Source organism: Glaciecola petra, assembly GCF_031846345.1.
In the GTDB taxonomy this organism is placed as follows: Bacteria; Pseudomonadota; Gammaproteobacteria; order Enterobacterales; family Alteromonadaceae; genus Glaciecola; species Glaciecola petra.
In genome coordinates, this window is the sequence record NZ_JAVRHX010000002.1 from 657,373 (window position 1) to 672,729 (window position 15,357).

Genomic DNA, 15,357 nt, shown 5'->3' on the forward strand with positions numbered 1-15,357 from the left:
CTAAAGGCAGTGTAATGGATGTGTTAGACTCTTTACTTTAATGCTGCTGATTGTTTGGAAATAAATTGATAGAACTTTTTTCTTACTCGCTTAGTTATCAAACCTTAAGTTTGCTGTTTTTAGCTGCTTTTATGGTGGGTATGGCAAAAACCGGCGTGGCAGGGGTTGCCATGTTGACAGTGCCTTTGATGGCGCTAATTTTTGGGGGTAAAGCTTCTTCTGGATTAATGTTACCCATCCTTATCATGGCCGACCTGTTTGCAGTTAAGTACTATCATCGACACGCAAATTGGGGTTACTTGATAAAGCTTTTCCCTTCAGCAGCATTGGGCGTGATAATCGCCACGTTTGTTGGTAACGAAATCGATGATCGAACTTTTATGCTTATTATGAGCGTTGTTATTTTTATTAGTTTGGCGATTATGATTTGGATGGAGACTGCCAATAAAGAAGTGATACCAGACTATTGGTGGTTTGCCATTTTAATGGGTACTTTAGGTGGTATTACTACCATGATCGGGAATTTAGCTGGCACTATTATGGCTTTGTACTTATTAAGCATGCGCCTGCCGAAAAATGAATTTATTGGCACCGCAGCGTGGTTTTTTTTAGTTATTAATGTTTTTAAAGTGCCCTTTCACGTATATAGTTGGGAAACCATAACGCTCAATTCATTTTTGTTAAACCTAACGTCGCTTCCGTTTATTGCGATTGGTGCCTTTTGTGGGATAGTGTTAGTGAAAAGAATATCTGACAAACACTATCGTTGGTTTGTAATAGCGATGACAGCCCTTGCTGCGCTGTACATGCTATTTTAATAATGTCATGGCGTATTAGGCTTTCCCTGACAAAGTTGCTTCAAGCTCTTCTAAGCTCTTACCTCTAGTTTCAGGTACTATCTTCATGACAAGTATCAATCCAACGAGCGCAAATGCACCGTATATCGCAAATGTGGTTGCGGCCCCTAGGTTTTCGAGTTCCCAAGGAAAGGCTTGTTGCACTAAATAGCTCACGAAGCTATTAACAATTCCTACTGCTGAGATAGCGAGTCCACGTAAATGATTAGGGAAAATTTCAGAAAACAACACCCACATTACAGGTCCCAACGAAACCGCAAACGAGGCTACAAAACCAAGAATACCAATTAAAATTAATGTAGCGTTTAAATTTGCGGCGGCTTGTATAACAGCACCCTGATGTTGTTGAAAACTCTGTTCGCCAATGATTGCGATAACCGCATTTTTAAAGTCGACGTCACTTGTAAATACTTCACCGGCAATAACGTTGAGTGAATCGTTTCCAAGCAAACCTGCCAAAACAGAAAGGTCGTCAGCTAAAAGTTGATACGTAGCCATGCTGTAACCAATTGTGCATATCGACATACTGATAATGACGCCACTTAGCCCCAGCAATAATAAGGGTTTTCGACCAAGTTTATCGATAACAGCCATGGCGATTAGTGTAAATACAATATTAATTAAACCAACCCATATCGCTTGCATAAAAGCGGCGTTGGTGCCCACGCCACTTTGTTCGAAAATACTGGGAGCGTAAAAGAAAATAGCATTAATGCCAGTTGCTTGTTGCGAAATGCCTACTACTAGACCGATGATGAGGGCCAAACGCATCTTTGGTCCAAAAATCTCAGACAAACGCTCTAACAATGGTAAAACCTTTTCTCCTGTTGTAGATTTTATTTCGGACATAATGTTAGCGAGCTGCTCACCACTAGCTTTTGGGTACAAGCGTTTTAAAGAGCTTTCAGCGGCAGATTGTTGCTGTGTAACTAAAAGCCATCTCGGGCTTTTGGGAATAAAAAACAAAGCGACTAACCAAACAATTGCCGGAACTATCTCCATGCCTAACATCCAGCGCCATGTATTATCGGCAACGCCTAGACTTTGCGCTAAGTCACTTCCGCTTTGACTCCATTGCAAAATAAAGTAATTAGAAAAGTAAGCAGCAGAAATACCTACAACAATGTTTAATTGGTTAACAGATACCATTTTACCGCGGTTTTCAGGCGGACTAATTTCAGCAATGTAAATAGGCGCAATCATTAATGAGCAGAAAGCTAGGCCACCAATAAAACGAGCTATAAAAAGCGCATCATGAGTAGGAGCCATAGCTGAAAACAAAGCACTTACCAAATACAATACCGCAATACCAATTAAGGTTTGGCGTCGTCCAAAAGTATCTGAAATATAGCCTGCCATCAGGGTGGCTAGAATACCCCCTAGCGTTGGCGCGCCAACGATGAGGCCTTGTTCTACTGACGATAATCCAAACTCGGTACTAATTTGCCCAATTGTGCCGGATATGACCGAGGCATCAAAACCAAATATAAAGCCGCCTAGCGACACCATAATTGTGTATAGAACGATGGGGTTGATTTTCATACCGCTATTTCCCTTTATTATTGTTATATAGATTTATTTTTGGCTTAAAAAATCTTTGATGACTTCTTTATAGTTGCGACTTACTTTTATTTTGTCGTGCTCACCAAGTAACAGAAAGAACTCGCCTTTGGTGTGAGGCAATACTTTTTTAATATAGTTTAAGTTAACAATGGTAGAGCGATGAACGCGTTTGAACATGTTTTCGTCTAACTCACTAAGCAGCTCTTTCAAGGTGCCACGCTTAATAAAAGTTTGACCTTTAACATGCAAACAAATGTAATCGCCAGCAGCATCAATCCAAGCAATTTCAGATTGCTCTAAGATATTAATTTCGTCGCGGTCTTTTACAATGATTTTGGCGTGTATGCGAGCATCTTGCTCAACTTGAGACACAGCTTGCGGTTGCACAGAATCGCTATTTGCAGTTTTTGAAGAAAATGCTTCTTCATTCATTTTATTTATTGCATTTAGGATTTCGCCTTTGTCTTTAAGGTGCCTATCTCTAATAAGTAAGCGTTCTTCTGTTCGCACTATTGCCCGAGCGACTCTGTCATCGTCGATGGGTTTCAACACGTAGTCAACAGCATTGGCGTCAAACGCTTCAAGTGCGTATTGTTCATAGGCGGTTGCAAAAACAACTAATGGCATCATTTCGCCTTGAACGGATTTTATTACTTCTAAACCGCTAATACCTGGCATTTGTATATCTAAAAAAATAAGATCAGGCTCAAGCTCATTAATCGCTTTTATCGCTTCTCTTCCATTACGACATTGGCTTATTATTTTTATTTGAGAGTGTTTTTTAAGTTTTGCAGCCATTAGCTTCAAAGCAAGTGGCTCATCATCAACTAGAATGGTGCGGATTGAGTTTTTCATTTAAGGTTCAACCGCTTCTTCATATGGGATAGAGATAATCGTGATCAATCCCCCATTATTTGGCATATGTGATTCTATTTCAAATTGATCCCTGTAAAGTGCTTTCAAGCGTTGATATATGTTTGTAATACCAACGCCTTTTTCGGCTTTTAAAAAATCAATTTCGGGAATTTCCTTTCCTGAACCAGAATCACTTATCGTCATTATTAACTTTTTCTCGGCATTAACCTTCGCTTCAATTTTTATCCATCCGCCCGTTTCACTTTTTGCAATGGCATGTTTCATCGAATTTTCAATTATCGGTTGCAGCAGTAATGAGGGCACTACAGCTTTCTCAGCTTGAGGTTGAATGTCTATATCCACTTGTAAGCGTTCATCAAAACGCGTTTTTTCAATTTCTAAATATAGGTTAAGCGCATCAATCTCTTCACTCAATGAGGTTTTAGTGCTTGGGTCAGTATCGAGTGAATAGCGCAAAAACTCACTCAATTGTACCGACATTTCTTGTGCTTTGCTTGATTCGCCAATTTCGATAAGAGAATTTATCGCGTTGAGGGTGTTACATAGAAAGTGCGGGTTTAGCTGATAACGAAGCATTTTAAGTTTTGCGTCGCGCGCGTCACTTTGTGCATGAACGCGTTTTAGGTGTTCTTCTCTTGTCGTTGCTTCAGCTTGTAACATGACTTGATGTTCGTGCTGGAGTAATTCGTAATAACGTATGCCATGAAACAGGCCGGTCCAGCATAAAAAAATAAAAATACCACTAAAATACCAACCACCAAATTCTAACCAAACATCCTCAAAACCGGTCAGTTGCACATACATTTGCATGTGTAGTAATGTCCAAATGAAAGCGATGCCAAGCACTAATGTAAGGCCTGCTGCGGTGCGATAAGATAAAGGGAAGCGGCTTAAAAAGTTGAAGGACTGGTGTAAAAATAAAGAACAGGTTATGCCAATAATAGCTTGCATAAAGCTATGGATAAAATTGTTTGAGTTGACGTTACCGTACCAGAGCGTAACAGTGAAAAAACCAACCACGCACATAAACAGCCAAAATCCAATCTGCCAAAACCAAAAACGATACCGCGGGTTTTTTTCGATGGAAGTTTGAACATACGAGAAAATATTGGTTGTCAATGGTATTCCCTGGTCAATTGTGCGCAATTTTGCAACATTTAGTTTACACATCCCCATAAGGGTAAGCTAGTTATGAAATCCATTTCAACTGACGACAAGTCCTTTTTGTCGAAATACACTTGAGAGTCGGGGCGATCTGCTTTGCAATCGTCCCATAAGTTTACGTAACATTCAATTTACATCTTGTAGGGTTAAGTTCAACAAGAAAGGGTATTTTCTGTGCTAAGACATTTTCATTCATATGGTCAAATGAGTTTTAACTTACGCTCATTCCTTGCGCTTATTTTAAGCACTTTAACATGCATAAACATAGCCCTTGCTGAAGCCATAAAAGTTGAAATTGTAGAGAAGGATGAAGGGTTTGTCCTAATGCGAGGCGGGGAGCCTTACCTCGTAAAAGGAGTTGGCCTGGTAGACGACAAGTTGCAGCGTGTTGTGGATTTTGGTGCTAATTCGATTAGAACTTGGTCAGTAGATGACAATGCTATGCCCGCTAAACAGCTTCTCGACAAAGCACATGCCTTGGGCCTAACCGTGTCATTGTGTTTGGAGTTTGCAAAAGAGAGGCAAGGTTTCGATTATAACGATCCTGTAGCGGTGGCAAAGCAACTAGAAGCATCTCGACAACGTGTAATGAAGTATAAAGACCACCCCGCACTTTTGACATGGATCATTGGCAACGAAGTGAATTTTGCATATGAAAACCCCAAAGTGTTTGATGCAGTAAACGATGTCGCCAAAATGATCAAAGAACTTGATCCCAACCACCCTACGACTACCGCACTTGCTGGCTTTGACAAAAAGGCGCTAAAAGACATAAAAGAAAGAGCACCAGTACTTGATTTTATTAGTTTCCAAATATATGCAGACCTGATGAATTTACCCAAATACATCAAAGAATCGGGCTTTGACCAACCCTATTTTGTTACTGAATGGGGCGCAGTAGGTCACTGGGAGGTTTATAAGACGCCTTGGGGAGCACCTGTTGAAAATACCAGTTCTGAAAAAGCCAATAATTATTATCGGAGCTATTCAGAAGTTTTAGCGCCATATGCCAAACAAGCTATTGGTAATTACGTATTTTTGTGGGGACAAAAGCAAGAAAAAACACCTACTTGGTATGGGATGTTTTTACATTCTGGAGAAATTACAGAGCCTGTTGATATTATGCATCATATTTGGAAGGGTGAGTGGCCGGAAAACCAATCTCCAAAAGTATCTCCAATTACCTTAGATGAAAAAACTGCATTTGATGATGTAATGGTTAAGCCTGGCCAAAAGCTCGCCGCAAAGCTTTACGTTGACGACCCCGATAATGATAGTTATGAGGTGATGTGGGAAATACGAAAAGAAACGACCTCTGATGCAGTTGGCGGCGATGAAGAGTATTTGCCAAGCTTACTTAGTGGATTGGTTTACGATGCAAAAGGCAGCCAAGCGACAATAAAAGCACCACAGGAATCGGGTCCATATCGATTGTTTGCGTACATATACGATGGAAATGGCAATGCAGCGCATGCTAACTTCCCATTTTTTGTCGATAGTCAGCTAAACTAATCAGTTTTTTAGTAGTTTAATTAATCTGGCTTGCTTGATTACTGTCAATGAGTACACTTTAGACACTAAGCGTTACTAAAGGACACATAATGTTAGTTCAACTTACTCCACTCCAAGCAAGAGTTATCGGTGTCTTGATGGAAAAAGAGGTGACCACGCCAGATCAGTATCCACTTTCTTTGAATGCGCTAATGCTAGGGTGCAATCAAAAGAGTAATCGCTATCCGTTTATGCAACTTAGTGAAAACGAAGTACAAGACGTATTAAATGAATTAAGAGAAAAAAACCTGACATTTGAAGATAATAGCAGTGGCAGGGTAGTCAAATATAAACACCGGTTTTGCAATACCGAGTTTAGCAGCCTTAAATTTACTCAACAGCAAACTGCAATAGTGTGTGTATTGTTGTTAAGGGGGCCGCAAACTCCCGGCGAATTAAGAACTCGCACAAATAGGCAAGCTGAATTTGAGAATGTGGCTGAAGTTGAACAAGTGCTGCATTCTTTGTTCGATTTTAATAGCGAAGCAATAGTCGTGAAACTAGCTAGAGAACCTGGAAAAAGAGAGTCTCGTTTTGCGCATCTTTTTTGTGGTGACGAAAATATTCAAACAGATAATTCCGAATACAATAGTGGTTCAGCCGACTCAAGTATAACCCAAGTTAGTGTTTGCACAGACGATGACGCAGTAACAAAAAGACTTTTAGCTTTAGAAGATCAAGTCTCATTCTTAAAGCAAGAGATTACTGCATTAAAAGAAATTATAGAGCCCTTCAAATAAATCAATGCTTTCGTTTAGTAAATGTATTTTTTGTATGACGTAGGTATTAATTTCAGCCTTCCCAAACTAGTCGATAATAGTTTATTTTCCAAACTCTGGGTGCAGTAATTCGCATGCACTGTGTTCGTAGTCTTGTGTCCAAAATATTAACTTACTAGATTGGGTAGTCATTACAAAGGAGAAGTAACTCAAGTGATAAAGGAACTTATAAAACGCTTGTTTGACGCATCAGTGCATATGCCACATATAAGCGAATACGATGTATTTGTTAAAAAATCAGTCTTAGATGAACTCATAAATAGACAAAACTGGCATAGCTTGTTTGAATTATATTTAAGTTGTTCTGAGGCAGACCGTCATTTTTTATTAGTGAGTATGTATGAGCACGATGGCCGTTCACTATTTCAACAACTACCACAATTATTCCCGCAAAACTATGTAGCACATTTAATGCTTGGTGCTTATTTAACGGGTAAAGCTCTTCACCTAAGGCGTAATTGCATTGCGAGTCATATCGAAGACCAAACTTGGGAAGAAATATTTATAATCTCTGAGAGGGCAACTCAAGCTTTGTTAAGAGCAATCGAAATTAATGCCTATGACCCTCAAATATATTTTCCCCTGATACAAGTGCAAACTATTGACAATGAGAAACGTGATGGAATGACAAGCTATATTAATGCAGTTACGTCATCGACTAAACATCATTACCCACTGTATGTATTAGTGCTTACTTTTTTGACCAAAAAGTGGGGTGGTAGCTACGAAGAAATGTTTTCTTTTGCAAAACATCATAGTGGCTCAGAAAACGCCGAACCATGTATGCAAGGTTTAATTGCACTGGCGCATATTGAGCGATGGTTGGGTTATGCTTTTGACGAAGAATACGAGCTACAAAAGCAATATTTTGAAGATGAATTCATTCAACAAGAACTTCACACGAGCTATAGCCTTTTTAGAAAAAACGCCAAGCAAAATGGCTTTTATAGGACGGCTGCTAATCAATTTGCTTTTGCGTTTTATGTAAGCGGACAAAACGACCTATTAAAGGATGCACTCTTGTTTCTTAATGGGCATTATTTTACACGACCATGGTGCTATGGCTCAGCAGGCGAGGCCGAAGTATTGTCAGATGCCCTTAAAAGGGTAGGACTAAATTATTAGTGTCTCTTTATCGGTCATTTATTGGGTGCATGTTGTAATATAAAAAGCAATCAATAATCAAACAGGCTCTAGCACTTTACTAGAGCAAAATTAGTGTATATGCTTTAACTTTAGTCTATTACAAATAACACTTACGTCTTAACTTAAGTAGAAAAACAAAGGAAACATCCATGTCTATCCAAATTAGTCTCGAACTTAGTGAAAGTGACTTAACTCATTTCCGCGAATTAATGCAGACGGCAATTGAAAACGCTAAAGCTTTGCCTGCTGATGAAGTCATAAGCAAAGCTCAAGCACTATGTGAAGAAATGGAAAGTGCGTCAGTTCCAGATTTTGTTAAGACAAGACTGGTTTCACTAGCAAGCCTAATAGAGGCGCTGCAAGATGAAGAATGGCAAATTCCAGAAGATGAAAAAACCGAAATCTTAACCTCATTAGCTTATTTTAGTGAACCACACGATTTAGTCCCTGATAATATTCCTGGCTTGGGTTATTTAGACGACGCTATCATGATTGAACTTGTCATCCAAGATTTGTCACTTGATCTTGAAGCCTATACATCTTTCTGTCGTTTCCGTAAAACAGAAGAAAATAGACGCGGTTCAGATGCAAACGTTAATCGTGAGAGTTGGTTGGCTGCTGGCCGCACAGAGTGTCGATCTCGCTTACGTCGCGGCACACGTAGACGTTTGTTTTCTCGCGGTAGATAATTAAACTAAATAAAAAGTATTTTATGAATAAAACACCATTAGCGCTTAGCGTTTATGGTGTTTTTTTATGGTTTGTATCTAATTCCATCGCTTTTTATCCTCGTCGGAGGCGCTTTCTTGACACTCTCCTACTAATTCAGTTGCTTCTCTTAACTGGGAATAGTCTAATTCGATATATCCGTGTCGACAGTACTCTGTGCTAGTAATTTTTTCTTCTAGCAAGGCAATGAATTTTTCACGTGTGTTGTCGTCCCTTTCATTACTGCGATTTATCCCTTGCCCTTGCTCAGATTCTTGAGGGCGTGATTGACGGTTCCCTTGCCCTCGACCACCCTGTTCACCTCCGCCTTGCCCGCGAGAACCACGGCCTTGGCCTCCCCGTTCATTATTGCCGTTACCCCTGCCACGCTGACCTCGTCCTTCACTTCCTCTGGTATTTGTGATGGTGAAGACAAAGCGTTTTGACCCATCTGATCTTATATCGGTGATAAATGTTGGTTCTGCCCTTTGCTCATGTTCCGGCTTTGTAGCGCAGGCACTTATAGTTAGGGTGATGATGAGTATTTTAAGGCAGCTTAAGTAATGCATAGTTTTGTTTCCAAGTAATGTGTCCAAGCAATGTTTCCAAGTTGCATTGGTTTTGTAATGGAGTAAACCTAACTTAATTTTTTTGGTAAATTACCCAAAAAAGTGGTTTATATTTATGGTTAAGCGGACTATTTTATCTTCAGAGTATGGAGAACTTGTGCAGGAGTTAAGGAAAAGAGGTGCATCTCTAAACCATTCAAATAGTAATAAACATAGAATGTCTGATGATTACCTTATTTGAGTGTTCTTGCCTCTTCCATAAACTCTTGATATTCGTTCACGTAAGTCTCTTCTTTAAGTACTTTGCTTGAAGGATCTATTATTAGTTTATCAAAAGGACCCACTTCAATATTGACTTGGGTTGAAAGGTCGAGCGTCAATACTTTACCGTTTAACGAGATATCCAGCGGCATAGGAAAGTATTTATCATTTTCAATTTGCCAACTCAAGAGCACGCGACCTTCACTTTGCTCTTTCACCACTTTTGGTAAACTCGCTTGGTATAAGTAAACGTCAAAAAACCAAGTATAGTCTTGACCAGTCACCCTATTCACAATCTTCAAAAAATCTTGTGTATTAGCGATAACTGGCGAAAAATTACCAGGTTGCGGATCAGGCCTACCATAAACTAACTCAGTACTTGCCGCAAAAAAGTGTTCGTCACCTATCAAGTTACGCAAAGTATGTAAGACCCATGATGCTTTGGAATAGATATCGCCTCCAGGCCCCGTTTCTTTTTGATATACCTCTTCAACCGAAAGTGTTTTATTGCCGACGATAGGAAATGAATTTCTGACCCCAAGACGTTTACTATGCATATACGCCATGTATACGTAGTCACCGTGCAAATACTGAGCATACAAAGGTTGCAAATAAGCACCGAAGCCCTCGTGTAACCACATATGGTCTGCGTTTTCATTAGTTAATTGATTTGCAAACCACTCGTGAGCAAATTCGTGATGCAACAACCAATCAAAACCATATTTATCCTTTTTGTAATGGTTGCCGTAAGCATTAATAGTTTGGTGCTCCATCCCTAAATGAGGTGTCTCAACCACACCGATTTTATCTTTAGCAAAAGGGTAGGGACCGACAAATTTTTCGAAAAAGTGGGTTATTTCGAGAAGTTCTTTTGTCAGTTCTTGTGCTTTTTCTTTAGATTCTGGTAAATGATAAAAATAAACAGGAATTGTATTGCCATATATACTTTGATAAGTCGTTTCAATAATCTCATACGGTCCTATATTCAGTGCGACTCCATAGGTATTTTGTACGGAATTAGCTTGCCAATGATAAGTTTTAGTTTGTCCTTGGTCGGTGATATTGGTTAGCACACCATTGGCGGCGGCGAATAAATCTTTTGGAACAGTAATGTGCATACTCAAATTTTTTGGTTCACCGACTGGGTAGTCAATACAAGGCCAAAATAAATCACAACCTTCTCCCTGAACAGCGGTCGCGATCCAGTCTTTACCTTGCGATGTTTTTGACCAAACAAACCCACCATCCCAAGGCGCGTTAACTGCCACTCTTGGTTTACCTGAATATTCAATCGTTAGCACTACTTCTCCTGATATTGGTGTTGGTAGTGATATCTTTAACAAGCCCTCCGGATTTGAATACATACTCTGATCCAGCGGGGTATCATTAATTTTAATAGCATCAATCTTAAATAGGCTATCTAAGTCAATCCCAATTTCGCTTCGTTGCTTACTCGATATTAATGTTAAAATACTCTTACCAGAAATACTCTTTTGCTTAGGAAATACAGTAAAATGTAGTTCAGCATTAGTGATCATTAAGTTTTTCTGCGATTCAGGAACAGCACCGTCTGATTTCATAGTATATTTGGTGCGCAAAGGTGCTGGTTGACTTACACAAGCGTTTAAAAACAAAACACCAGTCAGTATTACTCCAATAAAAAACACCTTCATTTATTATCCCCTAGTTACGCACGTAATTGTGGTATAACCTTATCTTAAATTTACGATAATTAATATGCAGCAGAATCACAATATAGGTGATTTTGATGTTTGAGTGCGGAAACAAATTGATGACAAACCTTGATAAACCTAAGCTGCTATTGCCAGCCCATCGGCATGTTGATGAAAATGCTCGTGCAATATTGGCGGTTATGACCCTTGAGGAAAAAATTGGTCAGTTGTACCAAATTTCAGGTGAAATACCACATATTGAAGAGGGGTTAAGACAAGCCTTGCAATTAGGGCATTTGAGTTCAGTCATTAACGAAACGTCGGTTTCAACAATTAACGAGATGCAACGCATTGCGGTGGAAGAATCACGCTTGGGTATTCCCTTGTTAATTGGGCGTGACGTTATTCATGGTTTTAAAACTATTTTTCCTATTCCTCTGGGGCAAGCCGCTACTTGGTCTCCAGATATTATTGAACAGGGTGCAAGGGTGGCTGCTACAGAAGCTGCAAAGTGCGGTATCAACTGGACTTTCGCACCTATGATAGATATTACTCGAGATCCTCGTTGGGGTCGCATAGCAGAAAGCTTAGGCGAAGACCCATTTTTATGCTCAGTATTGGGAAGCGCAATGATAAATGGTTTTCAAACAAACGATTTACACAACAATACTGCCATCGCTTCCTGCGCTAAACATTTTGCAGGTTATGGATATACCGAAAGTGGGCGTGATTATAGCTACGCCAATATTAGCGAAAACGAATTAAGAAATGTGGTGCTCCCGCCATTTCATGCTGCTGTCAAAGCGGGTGTCGCTAGCTTTATGTCATCATTTAGTGATTTAAATGGCGTACCGGCAAGCGCCAATGAGTGGTTGATGCAAGATGTGTTGAGGCAAGAGTGGCAATTTAGTGGGCTTGTGGTCAGCGATTGGGCTTCTATATCTGATTTGTCAGTCCATGGTTTAACGGAGAACGACAAAGAATCAGGCATACAAGCACTGCAAGCAGGTATCGATATTGAAATGGTAAGTCAATGCTACCGCAATCATATTCCCGAACTTTTAGACGAAAAACGTATTTCTATTGAGCAAGTTAATGTTTTAGTCTCCAACGTACTAAGAACTAAATTACGTCTTGGTTTGTTTGACCACGCTTACACCGACCCTGATCAATTTCCAAAATTAGTGAATCAATATAATCGTGACCAAGCCTTATTAGCAGCGACTAAAAGTTGCGTGTTACTCAAAAATGAGCATCAAATTTTGCCTCTTAGTCGCTATAGGTTAAAAAATATTGCAGTACTTGGGCCTTTGGCAGACGATCCTTACGAACAACTGGGAACTTGGATATTTGATGGGAACGAAAATGACAGTGTAACTTGCTTGAGGGCGATCAAAGAAAAAGTATCCGAAACGACTCAAGTCAATTTTGTTAAAGCCTTAAATACATCAAGAAGTATGAGTACAGAGCACTTTGCCGAGGCGCTGAAAGCTGTCGAAAATGCTGATGCTGTTATCATGGTTTTAGGCGAAGAGTCTATTTTGTCGGGCGAAGCACATTGTAGAGCCAATATTGATTTGCCAGGCGCACAAGTTGAGCTTGTAAAAGCGATAAAGACGCTGGATAAGCCGAGCGTTATGGTAATTATGGCTGGTCGGCCATTGACCTTAGAAAATGTCGTCGATGATGTAGATGCTATTTTGTACGCTTGGCACCCCGGTACAATGGGCGGATCAGCTATCGCCAACCTAATTTTTGGTGACGCTGTACCTTCAGGCAAATTGCCGGTCACTTTCCCACGTAAGGTTGGCCAAATACCACTTTATTATGCACAAAGAAATTCTGGGCGTCCTGTCAATGAATATAACTTTGTGGCGCAACAAGACATCCCCATAAGAGCGAAGCAAACTTCGTTAGGGATGGCAAATAATCATCTTGATACCCATTACTCGCCTCTATATGCATTTGGCTATGGTCTGTCTTATGCTAGGTTTGTGTACCAGAACTTGGTCGTCCATTCGCCTAGCATAAGCACAAAGCAAAATCTTAAGCTCTCGGTGAATGTTAGTAATGTTAGCCATACAACGGCTGAAGAAGTTGTACAGGTGTATATCCGAGATTTATACGGCAGCATTACGCGCCCAATAAAAGAGCTCAAAGCTTTCAAACGAGTCCTTATTAAAGCTGAAAGTAATATCGATGTCGATTTTGAGATTAGCGCTAGCAGTTTAGGTTTTTATGGCCGAGACAATAAATTTGTCATTGAATCAGGCCGTTTTCACTTGTGGGTAGGAGGCGATTCCAACGCCTCACTATTTGCTCAATTTGAGATCATTTAACGCTTTTGTCTAGCCGGTGTATTCAAAAAGAGGTGTGCTGTAGTAACGTTCAGCCGTATCTGCAAAAATCGTGACTATATTTTTGTTGGTATTTTCTGAGCGATACGCAACCTTTGCGCTTGCATACATAGCAGCACCACAACTGATGCCTATGGCCAACGATTCTTTGCGGGCCAATAAGCGCGCATATTCTATTGCCTCGCCGTCGCCAACGGTTATGATTTCGTCTATCAAACTTGTATCCAAAATATCCGGTACATGACCAGAACTGAGCCCTTGTATTGCATGAGTGCCCTTGCGACCTTGTGATAACACTGGGCAACTTGCGGGTTCAACTGCTATTACCTCTATATTTGGATTATAGGCTTTAAGGGCGTTTCCTACTCCTGTGAGCGTGCCACCTGTCCCCACACCAGCAACAAAAATATCGATTTTGCCTTGTGTATCTCTGATAATTTCTTGCGCCGTGGTACTGGCGTGTTGATCAGGGTTTGCTTGGTTGCCGAATTGGTCTAGCATCAGCGCATTTGGATTTTGAGCAACCATTAACTTAGCTTGGTCAATAGCCCCTTTAGTGCCTAACTCTTTTGGCGTAGTGACTATCTTCGCGCCATAATGGTGAATCATTTTACGTCTTTCTATCGACATATGTTCTGGTATAACAATGGTTAACCTTATGCCGTAATACGCACAAATCCAAGCACAAGCTACACCATTGTTGCCAGAAGTCGCATCTATAATTTCAGTTTTATCTGAAAAATTTTCAGATGCCATTAACGCGTCTATCATTGCAATAGCCGGGCGGTCTTTAATTGAACCTGCAGGATTGAAATATTCAATTTTAGCTAATACGTTTGCACTTAGTTTTAAGTGCTCACCTATACGCTTCATTTTTACTAAAGGAGTATTGCCTATAGTTTGCAAAATGTTATCGTATACCTTGCCTCTTATACCTGCATTTTTGAAATCTATAACTTGATTTTCTTGCTTGAGACTTAATTCATGTTTGTTGATACGCATATTCATATTGGTTTTCGCTATGGCTAAATTCTATGCCTATATCATGACGCGATCTTATTAGTAAAAAGTTGCTAAAAATTATAATTAATGATGATATTATAGAAATAAATACTTATTTAAGAATAAAAAATGAAAGAAATTACTATTGATAAGCGAGATAAAGAGATTTTGCACTTTTTACAACAAGACGCAACAATGTCAATTGCAGATATTGCCAATAAAGTTGGTTTAAGTGTTTCGCCTTGTTGGCGCCGTATTCAAATCATGGAAGAAAATGGCACTATTGATAAAAAGGTTACACTACTTAACCCATCGCATTTAGGTCTATACATGACGGTATTTGTGCAAGTAAAGGCCGCCAAGCATGACAAAATATGGCTAGAAAAATTTGCTAAGCATACAAGTGCGTTTTCTGAAGTGACTGAATTTTATCGAATGAGCGGGGCTTACGATTATTTGCTAAAAGTACAAGTAACCGACATGGCTAGCTTTGACCATTTTTATAAGCGCTTTATAGGAGGAATCGATTTGCTTGACGTGACCTCAAGTTTTGCCATGGAAAACATCAAGTACTCTACTGCGATGCCACTTGATCATTTATAACAAGCAGTTATAAGCTTTGTTTCATTTTGTTGGACCATTCCATTGCTTCGTAGTGCATTTCAAAAAGCTCTATACTTGGCACGGATAACTTTTTAGCTAAGCGCTCAATGCTTTGCCAATCAGCCACTTCAAAGGCAATGCAGAGTCTGTATTGAACCGCCAAGTTACTCTCGCTCTCCATTTTACATAAGACATCTTTAATATCGCCATTGAATGGCAATTTGCTAACAATTGAAGGCATAGGGGTG

13 protein-coding genes and 1 pseudogene are annotated in these 15,357 nt (G+C 39.8%); 7 read left to right on the forward strand and 7 right to left on the reverse strand.

Going from position 1 to position 15,357, the window contains the following annotated elements:
* Window positions 1–65: 65 nt before the first annotated feature.
* Window positions 66–818: a sulfite exporter TauE/SafE family protein gene (locus RM552_RS10680; protein ID WP_311368821.1), complete on the forward strand. Its 753-nt coding sequence runs from the start codon at window positions 66–68 to the stop codon at window positions 816–818.
* Between the two features lie 15 nt (window positions 819–833).
* Here the strand turns inward: RM552_RS10680 and RM552_RS10685 are convergent, their stop codons facing one another.
* From RM552_RS10685 to RM552_RS10695, 3 genes are read right to left on the reverse strand one after another with little or no spacing between them, the layout of a single operon-like run.
* A complete protein-coding gene (locus tag RM552_RS10685; protein WP_311368822.1) occupies window positions 834–2,399 on the reverse strand; it encodes a sugar porter family MFS transporter in 1,566 nt (521 codons plus the stop codon).
* A gap of 33 nt (window positions 2,400–2,432) precedes the next feature.
* The gene (locus tag RM552_RS10690; protein WP_311368823.1) at window positions 2,433–3,275 is read right to left on the reverse strand and encodes a LytR/AlgR family response regulator transcription factor; all 843 of its coding nucleotides are present in this window, start codon (window positions 3,273–3,275) and stop codon (window positions 2,433–2,435) included.
* Window positions 3,276–4,415 carry a sensor histidine kinase gene (locus RM552_RS10695; RefSeq protein ID WP_311368824.1) on the reverse strand — a complete coding sequence of 380 codons (1,140 nt, stop codon included), beginning with the start codon at window positions 4,413–4,415 and terminating at the stop codon, window positions 3,276–3,278. It abuts the gene before it with no gap.
* A 219-nt stretch (window positions 4,416–4,634) separates the two neighbouring features.
* Between RM552_RS10695 and RM552_RS10700 the strand changes: the two genes are divergently transcribed.
* The 4 genes from RM552_RS10700 to RM552_RS10715 all read left to right on the forward strand — a co-directional run bounded on the left by RM552_RS10700 (window position 4,635) and on the right by RM552_RS10715 (window position 8,625).
* Entirely contained in the window at window positions 4,635–5,972 is a 1,338-nt protein-coding gene (locus tag RM552_RS10700; protein ID WP_311368825.1) for a glycoside hydrolase family 2 TIM barrel-domain containing protein, read from the forward strand.
* Window positions 5,973–6,061: 89 nt separating this feature from the next.
* The gene (locus tag RM552_RS10705) at window positions 6,062–6,751 is read left to right on the forward strand and encodes a YceH family protein (RefSeq protein ID WP_311368826.1); all 690 of its coding nucleotides are present in this window, start codon (window positions 6,062–6,064) and stop codon (window positions 6,749–6,751) included.
* A gap of 192 nt (window positions 6,752–6,943) precedes the next feature.
* The gene (locus RM552_RS10710) at window positions 6,944–7,915 is read left to right on the forward strand and encodes a DUF4034 domain-containing protein (protein ID WP_311368827.1); all 972 of its coding nucleotides are present in this window, start codon (window positions 6,944–6,946) and stop codon (window positions 7,913–7,915) included.
* 170 nt (window positions 7,916–8,085) lie between these two features.
* Window positions 8,086–8,625 (forward strand): YkvA family protein, encoded by a 540-nt coding sequence (locus RM552_RS10715; protein WP_311368828.1) that lies wholly within the window; start codon window positions 8,086–8,088, stop codon window positions 8,623–8,625.
* Between the two features lie 78 nt (window positions 8,626–8,703).
* Here RM552_RS10715 and RM552_RS10720 read toward each other — a convergent pair whose 3' ends face one another.
* Window positions 8,704–9,213 (reverse strand): hypothetical protein, encoded by a 510-nt coding sequence (locus RM552_RS10720; RefSeq protein ID WP_311368829.1) that lies wholly within the window; start codon window positions 9,211–9,213, stop codon window positions 8,704–8,706.
* A gap of 233 nt (window positions 9,214–9,446) precedes the next feature.
* Window positions 9,447–11,147 (reverse strand): M1 family metallopeptidase, encoded by a 1,701-nt coding sequence (locus tag RM552_RS10725; RefSeq protein ID WP_311368830.1) that lies wholly within the window; start codon window positions 11,145–11,147, stop codon window positions 9,447–9,449.
* A gap of 119 nt (window positions 11,148–11,266) precedes the next feature.
* On the opposite strand from RM552_RS10725, the gene RM552_RS10730 reads away from it, so the two are divergent.
* Complete coding sequence (locus RM552_RS10730; protein ID WP_311368845.1) at window positions 11,267–13,486, forward strand: glycoside hydrolase family 3 N-terminal domain-containing protein; 2,220 nt, start codon at window positions 11,267–11,269, stop codon at window positions 13,484–13,486.
* 9 nt (window positions 13,487–13,495) lie between these two features.
* Here the strand turns inward: RM552_RS10730 and cysK are convergent, their stop codons facing one another.
* The gene (gene cysK / locus RM552_RS10735; RefSeq protein ID WP_432277212.1) at window positions 13,496–14,506 is read right to left on the reverse strand and encodes a cysteine synthase A; all 1,011 of its coding nucleotides are present in this window, start codon (window positions 14,504–14,506) and stop codon (window positions 13,496–13,498) included.
* Between the two features lie 129 nt (window positions 14,507–14,635).
* Between cysK and RM552_RS10740 the strand changes: the two genes are divergently transcribed.
* On the forward strand, window positions 14,636–15,109 hold the full coding sequence (locus tag RM552_RS10740; protein ID WP_311368832.1) for an Lrp/AsnC family transcriptional regulator: 474 nt from the start codon (window positions 14,636–14,638) through the stop codon (window positions 15,107–15,109).
* Between the two features lie 7 nt (window positions 15,110–15,116).
* Here RM552_RS10740 and RM552_RS10745 read toward each other — a convergent pair.
* Window positions 15,117–15,357 (reverse strand): annotated as a pseudogene (locus RM552_RS10745) (EAL and HDOD domain-containing protein); the annotation flags it as partial.